The sequence below is a fragment of the Gehongia tenuis genome, assembly GCF_014384795.1.
Classification (GTDB): domain Bacteria; phylum Bacillota; class Clostridia; order Christensenellales; family NSJ-53; genus Gehongia; species Gehongia tenuis.
Window position 1 is genome coordinate 634774 of sequence record NZ_JACRSR010000001.1, and the last position, 18798, is coordinate 653571.

Annotated in this window: 20 protein-coding genes and 1 pseudogene; 20 read left to right on the forward strand and 1 reads right to left on the reverse strand. The window is 58.9% G+C overall.

Features of this window, described 5'->3' with window-relative positions:
• Positions 1-14: 14 nt before the first annotated feature.
• The 6 genes and pseudogenes from H8696_RS03215 to msrA form a co-directional block, all read left to right on the forward strand.
• The gene (locus H8696_RS03215) at positions 15-1457 is read left to right on the forward strand and encodes a UDP-N-acetylmuramoyl-L-alanyl-D-glutamate--2,6-diaminopimelate ligase (RefSeq protein WP_249314872.1); all 1443 of its coding nucleotides are present in this window, start codon (positions 15-17) and stop codon (positions 1455-1457) included.
• Positions 1458-1477: 20 nt separating this feature from the next.
• Positions 1478-2485: a phospho-N-acetylmuramoyl-pentapeptide-transferase gene (gene mraY, locus H8696_RS03220; RefSeq protein WP_249314873.1), complete on the forward strand. Its 1008-nt coding sequence runs from the start codon at positions 1478-1480 to the stop codon at positions 2483-2485.
• 17 nt (positions 2486-2502) lie between these two features.
• Positions 2503-3861, forward strand: a complete 1359-nt coding sequence (gene murD, locus H8696_RS03225) for a UDP-N-acetylmuramoyl-L-alanine--D-glutamate ligase (protein WP_249314875.1) — start codon at positions 2503-2505, stop codon at positions 3859-3861.
• 4 nt (positions 3862-3865) lie between these two features.
• Positions 3866-4966, forward strand: a complete 1101-nt coding sequence (gene ftsW / locus H8696_RS03230; protein ID WP_249314877.1) for a putative lipid II flippase FtsW — start codon at positions 3866-3868, stop codon at positions 4964-4966.
• Between the two features lie 58 nt (positions 4967-5024).
• Positions 5025-5417, forward strand: a complete 393-nt coding sequence (locus tag H8696_RS03235) for a UDP-N-acetylglucosamine 1-carboxyvinyltransferase (protein ID WP_249314879.1) — start codon at positions 5025-5027, stop codon at positions 5415-5417.
• A 24-nt stretch (positions 5418-5441) separates the two neighbouring features.
• A pseudogene (gene msrA, locus H8696_RS03240) lies at positions 5442-5933 on the forward strand (peptide-methionine (S)-S-oxide reductase MsrA); the annotation flags it as partial.
• Positions 5934-6011: 78 nt separating this feature from the next.
• Here the strand turns inward: msrA and H8696_RS03245 are convergent.
• Positions 6012-6170, reverse strand: a complete 159-nt coding sequence (locus H8696_RS03245; RefSeq protein WP_249314883.1) for a DUF1540 domain-containing protein — start codon at positions 6168-6170, stop codon at positions 6012-6014.
• 244 nt (positions 6171-6414) lie between these two features.
• On the opposite strand from H8696_RS03245, the gene H8696_RS03250 reads away from it, so the two are divergent.
• The 14 genes from H8696_RS03250 to sigE all read left to right on the forward strand — a co-directional run bounded on the left by H8696_RS03250 (position 6415) and on the right by sigE (position 18733).
• Positions 6415-7653 (forward strand): recombinase family protein, encoded by a 1239-nt coding sequence (locus H8696_RS03250; protein ID WP_249314885.1) that lies wholly within the window; start codon positions 6415-6417, stop codon positions 7651-7653.
• A 3-nt stretch (positions 7654-7656) separates the two neighbouring features.
• Positions 7657-8586, forward strand: a complete 930-nt coding sequence (gene murA / locus H8696_RS03255; RefSeq protein WP_330605371.1) for a UDP-N-acetylglucosamine 1-carboxyvinyltransferase — start codon at positions 7657-7659, stop codon at positions 8584-8586.
• 12 nt (positions 8587-8598) lie between these two features.
• A complete protein-coding gene (locus H8696_RS03260; protein WP_249314886.1) occupies positions 8599-9423 on the forward strand; it encodes a cell division protein FtsQ/DivIB in 825 nt (274 codons plus the stop codon).
• Positions 9424-9458: 35 nt separating this feature from the next.
• Complete coding sequence (locus H8696_RS03265; protein ID WP_249314887.1) at positions 9459-10148, forward strand: DUF881 domain-containing protein; 690 nt, start codon at positions 9459-9461, stop codon at positions 10146-10148.
• Positions 10145-10858, forward strand: a complete 714-nt coding sequence (locus H8696_RS03270; protein WP_249314889.1) for a DUF881 domain-containing protein — start codon at positions 10145-10147, stop codon at positions 10856-10858. The genes H8696_RS03265 and H8696_RS03270 overlap by 4 nt, the downstream gene beginning before the upstream one ends.
• Before the next feature lie 2 nt (positions 10859-10860).
• Entirely contained in the window at positions 10861-11202 is a 342-nt protein-coding gene (locus H8696_RS03275) for a DUF1290 domain-containing protein (RefSeq protein ID WP_249314890.1), read from the forward strand.
• A gap of 124 nt (positions 11203-11326) precedes the next feature.
• Positions 11327-12535 carry a cell division protein FtsA gene (ftsA, locus tag H8696_RS03280; protein WP_249314893.1) on the forward strand — a complete coding sequence of 403 codons (1209 nt, stop codon included), beginning with the start codon at positions 11327-11329 and terminating at the stop codon, positions 12533-12535.
• Positions 12536-12547: 12 nt separating this feature from the next.
• Positions 12548-13771 (forward strand): cell division protein FtsZ, encoded by a 1224-nt coding sequence (gene ftsZ, locus H8696_RS03285; protein ID WP_249314894.1) that lies wholly within the window; start codon positions 12548-12550, stop codon positions 13769-13771.
• A gap of 64 nt (positions 13772-13835) precedes the next feature.
• Positions 13836-14720, forward strand: coding sequence for a helix-turn-helix transcriptional regulator (locus H8696_RS03290; protein WP_249314896.1), 885 nt, complete (start codon positions 13836-13838; stop codon positions 14718-14720).
• A gap of 61 nt (positions 14721-14781) precedes the next feature.
• Positions 14782-15036: a zinc ribbon domain-containing protein gene (locus H8696_RS03295; protein ID WP_249314898.1), complete on the forward strand. Its 255-nt coding sequence runs from the start codon at positions 14782-14784 to the stop codon at positions 15034-15036.
• Positions 15037-15044: 8 nt separating this feature from the next.
• The gene (locus tag H8696_RS03300) at positions 15045-15929 is read left to right on the forward strand and encodes an SPL family radical SAM protein (protein WP_249314899.1); all 885 of its coding nucleotides are present in this window, start codon (positions 15045-15047) and stop codon (positions 15927-15929) included.
• A 125-nt stretch (positions 15930-16054) separates the two neighbouring features.
• Positions 16055-16912, forward strand: coding sequence for a YitT family protein (locus tag H8696_RS03305; RefSeq protein ID WP_249314901.1), 858 nt, complete (start codon positions 16055-16057; stop codon positions 16910-16912).
• 239 nt (positions 16913-17151) lie between these two features.
• Positions 17152-18003, forward strand: coding sequence for a sigma-E processing peptidase SpoIIGA (locus H8696_RS03310; RefSeq protein ID WP_249314903.1), 852 nt, complete (start codon positions 17152-17154; stop codon positions 18001-18003).
• 4 nt (positions 18004-18007) lie between these two features.
• Entirely contained in the window at positions 18008-18733 is a 726-nt protein-coding gene (gene sigE, locus H8696_RS03315; protein WP_249314905.1) for an RNA polymerase sporulation sigma factor SigE, read from the forward strand.
• Positions 18734-18798: the final 65 nt, after the last annotated feature.

The window sequence follows — 18798 nt, forward strand, 5'->3', positions numbered from 1 at the left end:
AGAAGGTTAAAGGTATGTTACTTTCCAAACTGATAAAGGACATGGGCGCTCTTGAGATGCGGGGCCCCGACGTGGAGATCGGGAACCTGGCCTATCATTCGGCAAGGGTGAAGCCGGGTGAGCTGTTCTACTGCGTGCCCGGCCAGCGCACCGATGGCCATCTCTATGGCGAGGACGCGGTGGAACACGGCGCGGCGGCCCTCGTGGTGGAGCATTTTCTGCCCCTTGAGGTGACCCAGGTCCGGGTGAAGGACGCCCGCCATTTTATGGCCCTGACGGCGGCGAAGTTTTTCGGCTACCCGGCAAAAAAGCTGAAGCTCATCGGAGTGACCGGCACCAACGGCAAGACCACCACGACCTATCTCATTCGCTCCATCGCGGAAGCCGCGGGCATTCCCTGCGGACTGATGGGCACGGTGGGCTACCTCATCGGCAGCGAGAAGAAGGAGGCCATTTTAACCACGCCCGAATCGGTGGATCTGCACCGAATGCTCCGGGAGATGGTGGATAAGGGCATGGAATGGGTGGTCATGGAGGTGGCGGCCCACGCCCTTTTGATGGGCCGGGTGGACGGCCTCATCTTTGATGTGGCGGTGTTCACCAACCTGACCCAGGACCATCTGGACTTTTTTGGCACCATGGAGCGTTACCGGGACGCCAAGAAGATACTGTTTGAGAAGGCACGCTGCCGGACGGCGGTTTTGAACGCCGATGACGATTGCGCCCAGGATTTGGTTGCCAAGGACGCCTATCCGGTTTATCATTATGGCATCTGCCGCCAGCAGGACGTCTATGCCACCGACATCGATGTGAAGGACATGGGCATTGCCTTTCAGATGCATCTGCCCGGCAGCGAGGCCGTAGCCATGGATCTGGCCCTGGCGGGCGTGTTCAGTATCTACAACTCGCTGGCAGCCGCCACCGCCTGCTATGCCCTTGGCATCGACACGGCGGCCATCAAGCAGGGCCTCAAGACGGTCAAGAGCGTGTCGGGCCGCTTCGAGGTTCTGCCGCTCGAAAAGGAATACAAGGTCATTCTGGACTACGCCCATACGCCGGACGGCCTGTACAATATCCTCAAAACCCTGAAGGACGGCGCCAAGGGCCGGGTGATTACTCTGTTTGGCTGCGGCGGCGACCGGGACCGGGGCAAACGGCCGCTGATGGGCGAGGTGGCGGGCAAGTACTCCGATTTCTGCGTTTTGACCAGCGACAATCCGAGGACGGAGGAACCGCTGGAGATCATTGCCGCCATCGAGAAAGGACTGAAAAAGACGCCCTGTCCATATACTGTGATTGAGGACCGCCGGGAAGCGATCGCCTACGCTCTGCATATTGCTAGAAAGGACGATGTGGTGCTTCTGGCCGGCAAGGGTCATGAGACCTACCAAAACATAAAAGGCGTCCGCCATGCCTTTGACGAGAAAAAGATCGTCTACGAGCTGCTGGCGCCGTAAGCTAGAGGGAGAGACAGAAGATGCAATCGATGATTTGGGCGGTTATTGCCGCATTCGCGGTGGCCCTTGCGCTGGGTCCCATCGTGATCCCCATCCTGCACCGGCTGAAGTTCGGGCAGATGACCCGGGAGGAGGGACCGAAGAGCCACCAGGTGAAATCGGGCACCCCAACCATCGGCGGAATCATATTTCTGGCCGCGGCTTTTGCGGCGACCCTGCTTTTTGCAAAGAACATCTTTTCCAACGAACTGCTGCTGGCGGTGCTGCTCACCACCCTGGGCTACGGCCTCATCGGTTTTTTGGACGACTTCATCAAGGTTGCCAAGAAGCGCAACCTTGGCCTCAAAGCCTATCAGAAATTTGCTGGCCAGATGGGTATTGCCATCGTACTGGCCATCTTTTGTTATCAAAGCCCCTATGTGGGCAGTTCGGTTTGGGTGCCCTTCGCCAACACCGAATGGGATCTTGGCATCTTTTACATCCCCTTTGCCATCTTCGTGATCGTGGCCACCGTCAACAGCGCCAATCTCTCCGACGGCCTCGACGGTCTCCTGTCCGGCATGAGCCTCATCATCCTGGTGACCCTGGGGATCGTTCTGTATTACGGCGCGGAAGCCATGGCGGCAAATGGCGCCACCCTTCTTGCGGAAAACCTCCATGGGGTGGCCATCTTTGCGGCGGGCCTTGCCGGCGGGTGTCTTGGGTTTCTTCGGGTGAACACCTATCCGGCCAAGGTTTTCATGGGGGACACGGGCTCCCTTGCCCTTGGCGGGGCCATTGTGTCCATCATGCTGGTTTTCAAGATTCCGCTGCTGTTGCCCATCTGCTGCGGGCTTCTGATGATGAGCACCATCAGCGTGATTTTGCAGGTGGCCTCCTTCAAGCTGCGAGGCAAGCGCATCTTCAAGATGGCGCCGCTGCACCATCATTTTGAGATGTGCGGTATGCCGGAGACCCGAGTGGTGTCGATGTATATGATTTTCACAGCGGTACTGTGCCTTTTGACCCTTTTGATCGTATCGCTGTAAACCAAGGAGCATAGATTATGGATTGGAATCGTAGGTATTTGGTGGTGGGTATGGCGAGAAGCGGCGTCTCCGCGGCTCTGGCTCTCTGGAACAAGGGGGCTGAGGTCTATGTGAACGACCGCCGCACCGAGGAAGCCTTCGGCGGCGAACTGGATAGTTTGCGAAAAGATGGCATCCATTTCGCGTTGGGGCAGGAGCCGATGGACCTGCTGCCGCGGGTGGATGCTTTGGTTATCAGCCCGGGCGTACCCATCGACGCGCCCTTTGTGATAAGGGCGAAGGAGCTGGGCCTCGAGGTGCTGGGCGAACTGGAGCTGGGCTATCTTCTTTGCAAAGCATCGGTCATGGCGCTTACGGGCACCAATGGCAAAACCACCACTGTGTCCCTGCTGGGGGATATTTTAAAGCGGGCGGGGCTTAAAGCGCCGGTGGTGGGCAACGTGGGAACACCCATCACGCAGGAAGCGCCTGGACTCACCGGGGAGGACTGGGCTGTCGTGGAAGTTTCCAGCTTTCAGCTGGAGTCGATTCATGCCTTTCATCCAAAGGTCGCCGCCATTTTGAACGTTACCGAGGACCACCTGAACCGCCACGGCGATATGGCCACTTACATCCGCATGAAGGCCCGGATCTTCGAGAACCAGGGGCCGGAGGATGCCCTTATTCTGAACGCTGACGATCCGGCGGTGCTGGAGATGGCGAAGCGTACGGCCGCGAAGATATACCTGTTCAGCCGCACCCATTTCGTGGAGCAAGGCGCCTATGTGAAGGATGGACGCATCGTCTTCAGGAGGGACGGCCGGGAGGAGGATATTCTGGCGGCGGGTGAAGTTTTCATCCCCGGACCCCACAACCTGGAAAACGCCCTGGCCGCTGTGGCCATGGCGAAAGCGGTGGGCATCGGCAGCGAAGCCATTGCCGGGGGCCTTCGGGAGTTCAGGGGCGTGGAGCACCGCATCGAATTCGTGCGGGAAGTGAAGGGCGTTCGCTACATCAACGATTCCAAGGGCACCAACGTGGACTCGTCCATCAAGGCGGTCCAAACCATGGATCGGCCCACCGTTATCATCGCCGGGGGCTACGATAAAAAGACCGACTTTACGCCCTTTATCGAATCCTTCAGAGGTCGTCCCATCAAGGCCATGGTGACGCTGGGCGCCACCGCGGAGCAGCTGATGGATACGGCAAAAAGACTGGGTTATGAGCCGGCGGTCCGGGCGGAAAGCCTGGAGGATGCACTGAGGAAGGCAGCGGAGATGGCAGGCCCCGGGGAGAACGTTTTGCTCTCGCCCGCCTGCGCCAGCTTCGACATGTTCACAAGCTACGAAGAGCGGGGAGAAATCTTCAAATTCTTGGTCGGACAGTTGAAGGAATGAGTGCATGAATAAGAAAATCAAATCCAAACCTCTGGACTACAGCATCCTGGTGCTGACCATCCTTCTGGTGGCCTTCGGCATCATCATGGTGTATTCGGCAAGCTACTATATGGCGGGCAAGGGCGGCGACAGCATGTCCTACTTTAAAAAGCAGATCGTGGGGGCTGCGGTAGGCTTCGTCGCCATGTTTTTCATGTCCCGGTTCCCCTATAAAAAGCTGGAGAGGCTTGTGCCGCTGGGCCTTATCGTGTCCCTGGTGCTGCTTCTTCTCATCTATACGCCCCTTGGCATTGAATCTTACGGTGCCAGGCGCTGGATCAATCTTGGCATGAGCGTTCAACCATCGGAGGTGGCAAAGCTGGCCATCGTGCTGTTTGTGGCCAAATACCTCACGGAAAAGAAGGATGTGATGGGTTCCTTCAAAAAGGGCATTCTGCCCGTGACCATCGTGGTGGGCGTGTATGCGGGCATGGTGCTCATCCAGCCCAACATGAGCATGGCCATGACCTTTGTGCTGCTGCTTTTGTTCATGCTCTACCTTGGCGGCGCAAAGATCAAGCACCTTGCGCTTATGGCGCTGGTGGGCGGTGCGGGCGCTTTCGGCCTCATGCTGGCCGAGCCCTACCGCAGGGCGCGGTATCTCGCCTTTCTTGATCCCTGGGCCGATCCGCTGGACACGGGCTGGCAGATCATTCAGTCCCTGTACGCCCTTGGAAACGGCGGGCTCTTTGGGGTGGGTCTTGGCGCCAGCCGCCAGAAGTACGCCTTTTTGACCTTTGCCGAGTCGGATTTCATCTTCTCCATCATCGGGGAGGAGCTGGGGTTCATCGGCTGCGTGGCCCTGATCGCCGTGTTCGGGCTTCTCATCTGGCGGGGCATGAAGGTTGCCTTTGCCTGTCCGGACCGTTTTGGAAGCCTGGTCGCGGCGGGCATCACCCTTAACATCGCCATCCAGGTGATCATCAATATCCTGGTGGTGACCGGCTCCATGCCGCCCACCGGACTGCCGCTGCCCTTTATCAGCGCCGGCGGTTCCAGCCTGGCCATGTCCATGGCGGCTATCGGCGTTTTGATGAACATATCCAAAAGCACAAAGCCCATCTAGCACCGCAGGACCTGCAAGCGCATACAATGGTAGTATTGGAGCGCAGGGAGGTGCGGCTATGGCCAGTTTATTGATTCATGGCGGCAAAAAGCTTGGAGGGAGCGTCGGCATTCACGGTGCCAAGAATGCGGTGCTTCCCATTTTGGCTGCCAGCATTCTTACCGAAAAGCAAGTCACCATCTTGGAGTGCCCGGATTTGACCGACGTCCAATACATGCTCGATATTCTGCGGGCCCTTGGATGCCGGGTCACCTATCATGCGGGCGAGGTCACGATCGATTCCTCAGCGGCGAACCGCCACAGCATTCCCGAGGATGTCGCCATCAAGATGCGATCCTCCATCTTCATGCTGGGGCCCATCCTGGCCCGCTTTGGCAGGGTGGACTTTACCTATCCTGGTGGCTGGGATAATTTATGGACACATCTTCCCCGCTTTTCCCGGGAAAACTAGGGGCAGGGAAGGAGAGGATCCATTTTGAAGGAAATTTATCTGGCGGGCGGATGCTTCTGGGGTCTTGAAAAGTATCTGAGCGGCATTCCGGGCGTTCTTGAAACCCAGGCGGGCTACGCCAACGGACGGAGTTTAAACCCCACCTATGAGGAGGTCTGCCATGAGAACACCGGCCATGCGGAAACGGTGCGGGTTCGCTATGACCCCGAGAGACTGAGCCTCAAAAGGCTGCTGGAGCTCTACTTTATGGCCATCGATCCCACCAGCATGAACCGTCAGGGCGGGGACCGGGGCAGCCAGTACAGAACGGGGATCTACGCAACGGATCCCAAGGACTTGGAGGAGGCCCGCCGCTTCATTGAACAAAGGGGCCCCGAATTTCAAAGACCCATCGCCGTAGAGGTGCTGCCCCTAAAGAACTATGCTCCGGCGGAGGCGTATCATCAAAAATACTTGGACAAGAACCCGGGCGGTTACTGCCACATCAGCCCGGACAAATTCCGGCTGGCTCGGGAGGGCTGAAGCGGGGCCGGGCGCCTTGTGCCATGATGAACAAAAAATAAAGGGAAGCGCATGCGCTTCCCTTTATTTGAATCACTTCCGACGGAAGGACTTGCAGTCGGTGCATTCCACAACGGTCGGGTTCTGCTCATGAGTTCCCACGAGGATGCTGTCCAGGGAGCAGAAGTTCTGGTGACCGCAGTGGAACGAGCACTGCTGAACCGTGCACTGAATCGCTTTGTTGGCCTGCATAGGATCTTCCTCCTTTTCATGATTTCAAATCTAGTGTGCCCGAAAGGCGGCAAAGTAGAGAAGGTTATAAATGGCTCCATTCCCTTCATAAATTTTGATGAAGGGGGGATTTCAACGAAAAAGGACGGTTTTTACCAATGCGTGGCCCTGGGCAAAGGGCCGAAAGGCACGCCTTTTTATTTTTTATCGACGAAGCCGGCCAAAGCCACCGCCCAAAAGATGGATAAGATCGTGAAGGCCGGCCATGGACGATAGACGGGTGGTGATCTACTGCCGGGAAAGCCGGGACGATTTCGGCGAGCATCGGGAACGCATCGAGACCCAGCGGGATATGCTGGTGCGGTTCTGCGCGAGACGGGGCCTGAGCAATATCGTGGACATCATTTTGGATAACAATGTGAGCGGAACCCGCTTCGAGCGGCTGGCCGATCTCGAGGCCAGGATGGAGGCGGGCGAGGTGGATGTGGTGGTCTTCAAGGACGCCTCCCGGCTGGGGCGAAACCAGATGGAGAGCCTGCGGTTTGTGGAGCTGGCGCAGGAGCTGGGGGTGGAGCTTCTTTTTGAAAGCGAGGATTTCCGGGAAGATCTGTTTGGCCTGATGGCCTGGTTCAACGAGCGGCGGGCCCGGGAGGACAGCGAGAAGATCCGGCGGGTGATGCGCCACAAGATGGAGGCGGGGGAGCTCATTATCCGGGCGCCCTACGGCTATGAAAAGACGGAGAGCGGGCTTCAAATCCGTGAGGAAGAGGCACGGGTGGTGCGGGAAGTCTTCCGGGACTTCACCGAGGGCCGTTCCGTCCGGGAAATCGTGGGGAGGCTGAACGGAGCACGGGTGCCCACGCCCTCCATGGTGCCGGGGGAACGGCCGGCGGCGGAGCATTGGACGCCCCAGCACATCTACCGCATCCTCGGCAACGAGGTCTATACCGGCACCATGATCCACGGCAAAACCATGAAGCGCAGCTTCAAGAGCGCCCGCACCGTGTCCCGGCCCCGGGAGGAATGGATCGTACTGCCCAACCACCACGAGGCCATCGTTTCCGAGGAGCTCTTCCATAGGGCGGCGGCGCTGAAGTGCCGGGGCGGCGGCAAGCATAGTCCCAGCCTCTACAGCGGGCTTGTGCGGTGCGGCCGGTGCGGCAAGCCCTTGGTGCGGGGCAGGGGCGGTTTCTTGTGCGGGACCTATCACCGGGAGGGGGCGCTGAAGGAGGACGGCGGCTGCCTGCGCCATTTCCTCGCCGAATCGGAGCTGGCCGCCATGACGGCTCATTTTCTGCGTATTCTGGGGGAGGCGGCGGGCCGGTCCGAGATTCCCTTCACCCGGCAGCTGGCCCGGCATCTTGAGGCCGTTTATTTCCTGCCCGGGGAGCTGGCCGGGGGCGTGCTTCCCGAGGAACTGGCCCGGCAGGTGAGCCGGGAGGGCGGCGTGGTTTTTTGGTTCAAGGAAAGTTTGACGGATGGCATGAGATGGGATAACATCTGAAGTATCCACTTTGTTGCACAGCCCGGTGGCTGTGAAATTGGTCTAAGGCCCATCGACCTACATATCAAAGGCCTGATGGCGCTGGGCGCCAAACTGGACGAGGGGATGGCGGAGCTCACGTGCGAGCATGGGCTCATCGGCGGCGAGGTGCATCTCGACTATCCCAGCGTGGGCGCCACGGAGAACATCATGATGGCGGCGGTTCTCGCCAAGGGCACCACTACCATTCACAACGCCGCCCGGGAGCCGGAGATCGTGGATCTGATGAACTTCATCAACGCCATGGGCGGCCGGGTCCGGGGCGCGGGGAGCAGCAACATCGTGGTGGAGGGCGTATCCCGCCTCCAGGGTGTGGAATACCAGGTCATCCCCGACCGGATCGTGGCGGGCACCTATATGGCGGCCGCGGCCATCACCGGCGGCGATGTGCTGCTGGAGAACGTGGTCTATGAGCACGTCTTTGCCATTGCGGCCAAGCTTCGGGACACCGGCTGCAGGGTGGAGCGCGCCGGGCGCACGCTCCGGGTATCGGGTCTTGCACGGCCAAGGGCGGTCAACCGTCTGGAAACCCTGCCCTATCCCGGCTTCCCCACCGACATGCAGGCTCAGCTCATGTCCGTTTTGTGCGTGGCTGACGGCACCAGCATCGTGGTGGAAAATGTCTTTGAGAATCGTTTCAAGCATGCGGCGGAGCTCAACCGCATGGGCGCGGACATCACCATCAAGGACCGGCTGGCTCTGGTTCGGGGTGTTTCCCGGCTGTCCGGGACCACCGTGTGCGCAAGAGACCTTCGGGCGGGCGCGGCGCTGGTGCTGGCAGGCCTTCGGGCGGAGGGCGAGACGACCGTGGAGGGCGTGCATTACATCGACCGCGGCTACGAACGGCTGGTGGAGGATCTGCGCACACTGGGCGCGGATATACGAAGGATTTAGGAGGAAATCCATTTGGCTTACAAAAGACGGGTTAAACCGAGATTCTATGTGATTGTGGTTTCGCTCTTGCTGATCATCGGCCTGGCGGTGGCCATCGGCTGCGGCGTTTTTGATGTGAAGGCCGTGACGGTCACGGGCCTTACAAAGTACAGCGAGGACGCGGTGGTGGAGATGGCCGGCATTCCTTTGGGCCAGAATATCTTCAAGGCCGACCTCAAGGCCGCGAGGACCAACATTGAGTCCAATCCCTATCTCGTGGTGAAGAAAATCAGCCGCAAGCTGCCTTCGACGGTGCAGATCGAGATCACGGAGCGTCAGGGTGCGGCTTATTTTCCCTATGGCACCGGCTATGTGCTGATCGACGGCGGGGGACTTGTGCTGGAGGTGTTTAATCAGCCGCCAGTTGGGCAATATCTTCTTATAGAAGGATTGGACCCTGTGAGCGTTCAGGTGAAGGAACAGGTCCAGTGTGCCGACACCTATCAGGTGCACGTGCTGCTGTCCATTTTCGATCACATTCTGGAGAGCCCCATCAAAGGCGATCTGGCGTCGGTGGACGTGAGAGACACCCAGGCCCTCGCGCTTGTTACGGCTGAGGGCACCCGGGTGGAGCTGGGCCAGGACGAGAACTGGGACAAGAAGATGGCCTGGCTGGAAAAGACGCTGACCTATCTCAAGGAAAACAATCTTGCCGGCGGCACGCTGGACGTGCGCGCCCCCGACAGCAACGCCAGCTACATGCCAAAGAGTTCGCCCATGTCCCTTGATACGCCAAGGCCCGATCCTTCCGCACCCCAGGGCGCCGCGGTTCCCACCACCGGTCCCAAGGAGGAATAAGGGACGCCGCCGCCTGGAATCAGGGAGGAAATAGGATGAAATACGGGCGGCCCCTACTCATCGTGACCGCGAGCCTGCTCATTGGCTTTGCCCTCGCACTGACCCCGGCGAAGGGCGGGGAGGTGGCGACAAACGAGAACCAAACGCTCTCCCAGTTGTTGGACGAGAACCGAACGCTGGGGGACCAGGTGAGCCAGCTTCAGGAGAAGCTGGATGAATACGAGAAGACGAGTGCGGCCTCGGATACGGTGGCCGCTGAGCTTGCCGAGGAGCTTGCCGCGGCCCGCATGGAGGCGGGCCTGGTGCCCCTTACCGGGCCGGGCATCCGTATTGAGCTGGATGCCCGCTACGTGTCCGATGCCGAGGGCAGTCGGCAGGCGGTGCGTGCCCTGTCGGACGGCGAGCTGCTTCGCATCATCAACGAGCTCAATGCCAGCGGCGCGGAAGCCATCGCCATCAACGGCGAACGCATCGTGGCCACAAGCGAGATCCGCACGGCGGGCAGTTATATCAACATCAATCGCCGGGCCACAAACGTGCCTTACACCATCGAGGCGGTGGGCAACCCGGAAACGCTGAGCGCTTCGCTGATGCTCTTAGGCGGCATCAAGGACACCTTTGAACCCTTTTATGAACTTAAGATTACCCAGGTGGACGGGCTGGAGATTCCGGCCTATTCGGGTACCCTGGCCTTCTACTATGCTCAGCCGGTGGCAACGCCATGAAAAGGCTTGCCGCGGGACTGTTGAGCATAGTGGCGGGCTTTTTTCTTGCCCAGAGCCTGTCGGGGCCGGCCGCAAATTCCGATGAAGCACTGCTCCAGCGGGAGCTGGATCGGCTGAACCAGGAGAATGGGGAGCTTACCCGCCAGCGGGATGAGCTGGCCGACAGACTGGAAGGATTTAAGCGGGATGCGGAAGCTGAGGACGGCGCGCTCGCGCCGCTGATGGAGAAGCTTCGGGCCGTTGCTCCCTTTGCCGGCCTTACGGACATGCGGGGACCGGGCATCGTGATCACCCTTTCCGACGCGCCCAGGGGCCTTGTGCCGGAGGGAGGATCGGTGAACTACAACAACTATGTGGTGCACGATGAGGACCTGAAGCGGCTGGTGAACGTCCTGGTGGACGGCGGTGCGGAATGCGTGTCCATCAACGACGTGCGCATTTTAAGCCGCACCAAGATCCGCTGCGGCGGCCCGGCTATCGACGTGTGGGATCAGATTCTGACCCCGCCCTTCACCATTCGGGCCATCGGCGATCCCGAGGCGCTGGTAAGGGCTATCACCGGCAGCGATGAGGCCCTTGGCATCTATCAGGAGTTCTCCGCCTATGGCCTCGCCTTCACCTACGAGGCGGCGGGCACGGTGGAGGTGAAGGGCTTCAAGAGCCCCATGAAGTACAGCTACGCCAAAGCGGCGGCCATCAAGGAGGAATAACGATGCTCTATGTCATTTTGGGCTTGGCGGCAGGCGCCGCTTTGCAGTATTTTCTGCCGGTGGGGCTTCCCGCGGGAAGCGAGGCCTATGTGATCAGTCTGGTGCTGGTCATCCTTGGCCATATTCCCCTTTGGCTGAAGGCGCGGATGAGCTGGCCGATATTTTGGAGATTTCTGACGGAAACCGCGCTGGCGCTTCTCATCACTTTTTGGGGCGAGCGAATGGACCTGCCCCTATATTTGGCCGTATGGACGGCGCTTACATGGAAAGTTTTTCATAATTATGAGGCGCTGTGGCGCGCTTCCATAAAAAAATCCGAAAAAACAGGTGTAAATAAGCTGTGAACAGGCCAAATAAATGCAAAAAAAGGTTTATTCTTTCGGAAGACTCTGCTATAATTCATAATATAGCTTTAAATGGAGGATTGTTTCGATAAAGGACAACCCTTATCGAAAGGAATGAGTGCTTATGAGACATGTGGCTGCGGCCGTCGAAATCGGGACGTCCAAAGTCGTTGCGATTATTGCTGAAGGTAAAGCCAATGGTGAGTTTGATATATTGGGCTGGAACAGCCAGTCCCATCGGGGGATCCGCCGCGGCGTGATTCTGGACCCCGCCAATTTGCAGGAGGCCATGGCCAAAGCCCTGCATGAAGCGGAGAACCAGGCCCATCACAAGGTGAAGGAGCTCTATATTGGTGTGCCCGGATGTTTTATCAAATCCTTTACCGCACAGCAGGAGGTCTTTCTCAGCGACAAGGACAAGCGCATCGAGACCCACAATGTGGACGAGCTGATCCTGAGGGCGGAGGAATTCGACAAGCCCCTGGATTGGATGGTCATTCATCGGGTGCCCTGCTACTTCAAGCTGGACGACAACCCCAAGATGATCGTGGATCCCGTGGGCAGCAAGGCCAAGAAGATGAACGGCGTGATCTCCTTTGTCATGGCCAACGGCGAATTCATGGAGGACATGCAGGAGCTGGCTGAAGCGGAGGGCTACAGCGTCAAGGGCTTTATTGCCACCTGCCTTGGCGAAGGGCTGATGCTCATCGAGGCCGAGGAGCGGGACAAGACCGCCATCCTGCTTGATATCGGATACTACAATACGGACGTGACTGTCTTCAAAGGGGACGGCATCATTTTGCATGAGAGTATTCCCCTTGGCGGCGCGCATATCACCTCCGATCTTTCCTGCGCCTTCAGGCTCAGTGTGGAGCAGTCGGAAGTGATCAAGCGGCGCCACGTTTTCGGCCTGGACACCGCGGCCGACGACATGGGCGGCATGGAAGTGGAGATTCAGGGCAAAATTGTCCGCGTATCCGACAATTTTATTCAGCATGTTATTGAGTGCCGCGTGGAGGAGATTGCGGCCTCAGTGAAGAACATATTAAGACGCAAGGACGCCAGGATCCCTCAGCGGACCATGGTGTACATGGCCGGCGGAGGCATTGGCCTGATGCGCGGCGCAAGAGAGTTTATGACCAATGCACTCGATCATCCCGTTCGGGTGCTCACCCCCAAATCCGCTCACATGAATTCGCCCGTCTATGCGGGCGCCCTCGGTACAGTGGATTTGTCCCTCATCGATCCCGAGCAGCCGGAGAACAACAGTCCTACGGTGATGAAGGGTGTCAAGGGTGCATTTAAGAAGATCAGTGACTTCTTTTTTGAATAGGAGGAAGAGCCAGTGTTAGAATTTGATGTCGATTCGGGCACCTTGGCCCAAATCAAAGTTGTGGGTGTGGGCGGCGCTGGAAACAACGCCATCAACCGCATGATTTTGCATGGGCTGAGGGGTGTGGAATTTATTGCTGTCAACACCGACAGTCAGGCTTTGGCCCTGTCCAAGGCCAACCAGCGGGTGCAGATTGGCGCCAAGGTGACCAAGGGTCTGGGCGCCGGTGCAAACCCCGAGGTGGGTGCGAAGGCCGCCGAGGAAAGCCGCGAGGAAATCATGCAGAACCTCAAGGGCGCGGACCTGGTGTTCGTGACCGCCGGCATGGGCGGCGGCACCGGTACGGGCGCGGCTCCAGTGGTTGCGGAGGCTGCCCGGGAGCTGGGCATCCTGACCATCGGCGTTGTGACCAAGCCTTTCTCCTTTGAAGGCCGCCAGCGCATGAAGAATGCCGAAACCGGCATTGAAAAGCTCAAGCAGAAGGTTGATTCCCTGGTGACCATTCCCAATGAGCGGCTGCTCTCCGTGGTGGGCAAGGGGACAACCCTGGTGGACGCCTTCCGCATGGCGGACGACGTGCTCCGCCAGGGTATTCAGGGTATTTCCGATTTGATCGCCGTTCCCAGCCTCATCAATCTGGACTTTGCCGACGTCAAATCCGTCATGGAGGACAAGGGCATGGCCCATATGGGCATCGGCTACGGCAGCGGCGAGAACGCCATGACCGAAGCCGCCAAACAGGCCATTTCTTCGCCCTTGCTGGAGACCTCCATCAATGGCGCCACCGGCGTGATCATCAATGTGACTGGCGGCAAGGAGCTGGGCCTTATCGATGTGAACGAGGGCGCGCAGATGATCACCCAGGCTGCCGACGAGGAGGCCAACATCATCTTCGGCGCCGGCGTGGACGAGACGCTGGGCGACGAAATCCGCATCACCGTTATCGCTACCGGCTTTGAGCGTGGCGAGCGGGTCAAGAAGGATAAGGAAGCGCCGAGAGCCGAGGAAGCTCCCCGGCAGGCCAGCGTGGATGTGCCTGAAGCCCCCCAGGAGCCCCGTGAGGAGCCCCGCCGGGTGGAGATGGCCGATCCCTGGTGGATGATGGACCGCAGCGAGAACAGCACCGGCAGCGGCAGTACCGCCAGCTTTGACCGGGATGCCTTCGCCAAGCAGCTTTTCGATGGGGAAGATGAGACGGATATTCCCACCTTCCTGCGCCGTCCTCCCAAGCGCTGATTTGAGTATGTCAATACCACGATCACTTCGGTGATTGTGGTATTGTTTTTTAGAGGTGATTTTGATGATGGACCGTCTGTTTGAGATCGTCTACATCCTGTTGGACGAAAAGAGCGCCACCGCCGCCGATCTGGCCCGGCGCTTCGAGGTTTCGGAGAAGACCATCTACCGGGACGTGGACCGGCTGAGCGCCGCGGGCGTACCCATCTATGCCGTACGGGGCAAGGGCGGGGGCATCCAGCTGACGGAGAACTTCGTGTTGAACCGGTCCCTGCTGTCCGAACGGGAACAAAACGAAATCATGATGGCGGTGGAGAGCCTCGCCGCCGTGAGCCTGCCCAGGGACGCCACCCTGCAAAAACTCCGGGCTCTGTTCCGGCGGGAGGGCCCCGGCTGGATTGAGGTGGACTTCAGCCGCTGGGGCGGCGGTGGGAAGGCGGTTTTTGACGGCCTGAAGAACGCGGTTCTGGAAAAACATCCGGTGGCTTTTGACTATTACAGCGCCATGGGGGAACACATGCGTCGGGAAGCGGAACCTCTGCAGCTTTGGTACAAGGACCGCGCCTGGTACCTCAAGGCTTACTGCCGGACCCGGGAGGGTTACCGGCTGTTTAAACTCACCCGCATTCGGAATCTGGAACTGCTGGAGGGACGCTTTGCGCGGGAACTGCCGCCGGATTTGGGGACGGCGCCGCCGGATCCGCAATGCCTTGTCACCCTCCGGCTTCATTTTGCACCGGAGCTGGCTTACCGGGTCTATGATGAGTTTGGCCCGGAGTGCGCCAAAAAAACAAAGGATGGCTTTGAAGCGGTGATGACCTGCCCTGAGGATGACTGGCTGTACGGCTATGTGCTCTCCTTCGGGGACAAAGCAAAGGTGCTGGAGCCGGAGCGGGTGCGCAGCACGCTGCGCAATAAAATTGCGGAAATGATGAGAAACTACGAATAGTGGACAAATCGTGTCCGGTATTGAGGTGTAGAATGGAATCAAAACGAAGGAGATGATCCGAATGGAAAAATTCTGTCAAAGCTGTGGCATGCCGCTTGAGGAGACGCTGCTGGGCACCGAAGCCGACGGCAAAAAGAGCGGGGATTACTGCAAATACTGCTATGACAAGGGTAAGTTCACTGGCGAAATGACCATGGAGGAGATGATCGAGTTCTGCGCGCCCCACATGGCGGAGGGAAATCCCGGCATGACGAAGGAAGCGGCTGTGGAGGCCATGAAGAGCTTCTTTCCCCAGCTGAAGCGCTGGAGGAAATAGGGCGGGACATGGAATGGATCGAGGCCAGGACACTGGTGACGAAAAATAAGTCAAAGGCATGGTTTGGCACCGATTACAACATGAATATCTATCGGGGGTGCTGTCATGGGTGTATCTACTGCGACTCCCGCAGCGCCTGCTACGGAACCGAGGATTTTGACCGGGTGCGGGCCAAGGCGAGGGCCCTTGAGCTCATCCGGGACGATCTTCGGCGCAAGACAAGAAAGGGTGTGGTTGCCACCGGCGCCATGTCCGACCCTTACAATCCCCTGGAAGTGGAGCATCAGCTGACCCGTCACGCCCTGGAGCTTCTTTATGCCTATGGCTTCGGGGCCGCCATCTGCACCAAGAGCGATCTCATAGCCCGGGATCTGGACGTGCTGGAGGATATCCGGCGGACGGCGCCCGTACTGGCAAAGTTTACGGTGACCACGGCGGATGAAGCGCTGGCGGCCAAGGTGGAACCGGGCGCGCCCGCGCCCACGCGGCGCTTTGCGGCCCTTGAGACGCTGGCAAAGGCGGGGATCAGGACGGGAGTTCTGCTCATGCCGGTGCTGCCCTTTCTGGAGGACAGCGAAAAAAACGTGACGGATGTGGTGAACCGGGCGGCGGACAGCGGCGCACGGTTTGTCTACGCCTATTTTGGCGTGACCCTGCGCCAGAACCAGCGGCAGTGGTACTATGACGCCCTGGACCGGATGGCGCCCGGGCTGAAGGAGCGGTATGTCGCCCAGTATGGGGAACGTTACAGCTGTCTGTCCCCCAAGGCGTCCCGGCTGAAGGAGGCCTTTGAGGAGGTCTGTGAACGGCGCGGCTTGATTTGGACCATGCCCGCCATCATCCAGGACTATCAACTGCCTTACCGAGCCGACCAGATGACGCTGTTCGAATGAAACGACGGGTGCAGGATTGAATCCTGCACCCGTCTTGCTTTGTGATTTTTTTCTTGCATATTTTGCGGGAATGTGGGTATAATAGGCACGGCATTTCCCAAGTAGAAAAGCGAGAAGGGCTGTAGATGCAGAAAACGACCTTGCAGAAGCTGAAATACGCATTTATGCTCAACCTTGGCATTTTGATGCTGTCCGCGGGCGTGTATTTCTTCAAAACGCCGAACAGTTTTGCAACCGGCGGCGTGAGCGGTCTGTCCATTTTGCTGGCCAAGGGACTTCCGATACTCACGCAGGCGGAGTACATGACGGCCATCAACGTGCTGCTGCTGGCGGTGGGCGTGCTGGTTTTGGGCAGGGAATGCGGGCTCAAAACCATTTACTGTTCGCTCATGTTTTCCGCCGAGACCTGGCTGATGGAGCGGTTCCTTCCGTTGGCGGGGCCGCTGACCAACCAACCCTTCCTTGAGCTCGTCTACGCCATCCTGCTTACCGGCATCGGTTCGGCGATCATTTTCAACTGCAACGCATCCTCCGGAGGCACCGATATCGTGGCGCTGATTCTCAAAAAGAACATGCATATCAACGTGGGCCGGGCGCTGCTGTTCACCGATTTTCTCATCGCCGGCTCAAACTTTTTCGTATCCGGGATCATGGCGGGGCTTTATTCCATGCTGGGGCTTTTTGCAAAGGCCTTCCTGGTGGACAATATGATCGAGTCGCTCAATCTTTGCAAGGCCTTTACCATCATTACCTCCAGCCCGAAGGCCATCGCAGAATATATCATGAACGACCTTCACCGGGGCGTCACCGGCTATGCGGCCAAGGGGGAATACACCGGCCTTGAAAAGACCGTGCTGATGACGGTGTGCCCGCGGATCGACGCCGCCAAGCTTCGGCGGCGGGTGCGGGAGATCGATCCCGGCGCCTTTGTCATTGTGACCAATTCCAACGAAATTATCGGACGGGGTTTCCGCGCCGTTTGATGAGCTTATAGCATATACATCCAAACCTTCCGCCGGGCGGCCTTGGGCTGTCCGGCGGCTTTATTTTGGGCCTTACACGTTTCCGCGGCGGCGCCAAATGGGGCTTTGCCCGGGCAAAGAAGCGCACTGCTGGCGGGCTTCGACAGCCTTCTCACACAATAGACGGAAAATGCCCGACGCTGTTCTACATGTTTTCCGGCCCGTATATACTATAATGTTGGTCACATGGAGGGTTTGGCATGGTCTATGTGGAGGATGTTCTGCTGGAGAACCTGGCCGTGAACGCCCTGATTGTGCTGCTGACGCTGAAAGCCGCCGGGATGCGCATTCGGGGGTGGCGGCTTTTTTTGTCCGCATTTTTGGGCGCGGCGGCCTCGGTGGCGGCCTTGATGCTGCCGGCGATGGGCGTCCTTGGCCTTTTGGGCAAGGTGCTGCTTTCCTGCGGGATGGTGTTTCTCGCCCTGGGCAGAAGGCCGGTGCGAACCCTTTTGAAGGGACTGGCCATTTTTTATGGCTTCACTTTTTTGATGGGCGGCGCCACCTTCGCGGCGGCTTTTCTGATGAGCGGCGGGGTGAAGATAGCGGGGGGCGTGCTGTACGTTGACGGCCCCTACGCCTTCTATCTGGCGCTGGCGGGCCTTGCCGCCTTTGGCATCCAGCGGCTGGTCGCTGCCGTCCGCCGCCGGGGCCAGGGCGAGGTGGCCCGGGTGGAGCTTAAACTTTTTGGAGCGCCGGTGGTCATCCGGGGGCTGGTGGATACGGGCAACTGTCTTTCGGAGCCCATCAGCGGCCTGCCGGTGATCGTGGTGTGGCGGGAGGCCGTGGAACTGCCGGGATGGTTTTCGGCCCTGGAGCGGGGCGAAGCGCCGGGGGACGAAGCGCTGCCGGCGGGCGTGCGCCTGGTGCCCTTCCGGAGCCTGGGCGAAGGCGGGCATCTATGGTGTGTCAAAGTGAAGGATGTTAAGGTTGTGGGCAGTGAAGAGCTGGTGCTGGAGGAGGCCTACGTGGGCTTTGCCGGCGCGGGTTTCACGCCGGAGTGCGGATATGACGCCGTGGTGCCGCCGGGCGGCACGCGGGCGATAGGAGGATGAGGATATGAAGCATGGCGGACTTACGGGTCTTCGGCTGAAATGGGTTCAGGCATTGATCCGGGCGGGGGTGATCAAGAAACGGATCATTCACTATATCAGCGGCGGGGAGGCGCTGCCGCCGCCCCTCACCCTGGATGAGGAGCACCGGCTTTTGGGCCGCCTTGGCGGCGGGGATGATGCGGTCAAAAGCGTGCTTATTGAACGCAATCTCCGGCTGGTGGTGTACATTGCAAGAAAGTTTGACAACAGCGGCGTCAATGTGGAGGATCTCATTTCCATTGGAACGATTGGGCTCATCAAGGCGGTGAACACCTTTGACGTGACCAAGAAGATCAAGCTGGCCACCTACGCCTCCCGCTGCATCGAGAATGAGATCTTGATGCATCTGAGGCGCAGCAGCAAGCTCAAGGCGGAGGTCTCCTTTGACGAACCGCTGAACGTGGATTGGGACGGGAACGAGCTGCTCTTATCCGACGTTTTGGGCACGGAAAGCGACCTGGTCACCCGGCTGATTGAGGACGAGGTGGACCGGGAACTGCTTCTCGGCGCCATCGCCCGGCTGCAGCCGAGGGAGAAGAAGATCATGGAGCTTCGCTTCGGCATCGGCACGGGCCTTGAGAAGACGCAGAAGGAGGTCGCGGATCTGCTCGGCATCTCCCAGTCCTACATCTCGAGGCTGGAAAAACGGATCATCAAGCGGCTGAAAAAAGATCTGGGAAAAATCGTCTAACTTTGTAGAAGGCGGAAGCATGTCCCTGGCCCGGTATAAAAGTTCCGGGGTTGGCAAACCTATCC